The sequence below is a fragment of the Acidisphaera rubrifaciens HS-AP3 genome, from assembly GCF_000964365.1.
Lineage (GTDB): Bacteria > Pseudomonadota > Alphaproteobacteria > Acetobacterales > Acetobacteraceae > Acidisphaera > Acidisphaera rubrifaciens.
Genome location: NZ_BANB01000479.1, coordinates 1 through 1,059, shown reverse-complemented (window position 1 = coordinate 1,059; position 1,059 = coordinate 1). Strand labels below are relative to the sequence as shown.

The window sequence follows — 1,059 nt, the reverse complement described above, 5'->3', positions numbered from 1 at the left end:
GGGCGCCGCAGTCGGCGCCTCAGTCGGCGGCGCAATCGAGCGCGGGGCCGCCGGCCACCGGCGCGCGGGCGGCAATGCGGCGGCGCACCGCCTCGGCAAAGCGGGCGAAGATGCGGCGGGAGACGGCATCCTCGCGGAAATCGTATTCCGGGTGCCACTGCACGCCGAGGACGAAGCCGGGCGCGTCGGGGGCGGAAATCGCCTCGATCGTGCCGTCGGGCGCGGTCGCCTCCACCACTAGCCCTGGGGCGAGGCGGTCGATGCCCTGGTTGTGCAGCGAGTTCACGGCGATCCGGGTGGTGCCCGCCATTTCGGCCAGCGCGCCGCCGGGGCGCAGATCGGCCCAATGCGCCTTGCCATGCCGCACCGACGCCGACTGCACGATCGGGGTCGAGTGGTCGAGCCGGCCGGGCAGGTCCTGGATGCGCTGGTGCAGGCTGCCGCCGAGGGCGACGTTGACCTCCTGCAGGCCGCGGCAGATGGCGAGCAGCGGCAGGCCGGTGCGCACCGCGCCGCGGATCATCGGCATGGTGGCGGAGTCGCGGGCATGATCCTCCCACACGCCGGGGGGGTGCGGGGTGCCGCCGTACAGCGCGGGCTCCACGTTCGAGCGGCTGCCGGTGAGGATGAGGCCGTCGAGCCGGTCGAGCAGCACGGCGGGGTCGGAGGCGTCGCCGCAGGCCGGCATCAGGATCGGCACGCCGCCCACCACCTCGCACACCGCGCGGACATAGGTGTCGGACGCGGCGTGGTTGGGCATGTTGAAGATGCCGAAATCCTTTCGGCAGCAGCTAATCCCGATCAGCGGCTTCATCGGCGCCTCCTGCCGCAGAGTGTCGGCCTCTAACAGGCAAAAATGAAGCCAACGCTACCGCACAACTGCCATAAAGACTGTGGCGCAAATCACTGACGGGCCGCGCGGCCGGACCCGGCGGCGGCCATTGGACCGGAAACGGGGCGCCAGACGGGACGCCGGACGGGGCGGCCGTCACCGCCCGTCATTGCCCTCGTTGCCGCTGTCGCCGCCGCGCCGGCGGCGGCCCGCGGCCGGCGGCGGGC

General features: G+C 73.1%; 1 protein-coding gene. It reads right to left on the bottom strand.

Features of this window, described 5'->3' with window-relative positions; genetic code table 11:
- Nucleotides 1-19 precede the first annotated feature (19 nt).
- Nucleotides 20-814 (bottom strand): gamma-glutamyl-gamma-aminobutyrate hydrolase family protein, encoded by a 795-nt coding sequence (locus tag B8460_RS13340; RefSeq protein ID WP_048862098.1) that lies wholly within the window; start codon nucleotides 812-814, stop codon nucleotides 20-22.
- Nucleotides 815-1,059: the final 245 nt, after the last annotated feature.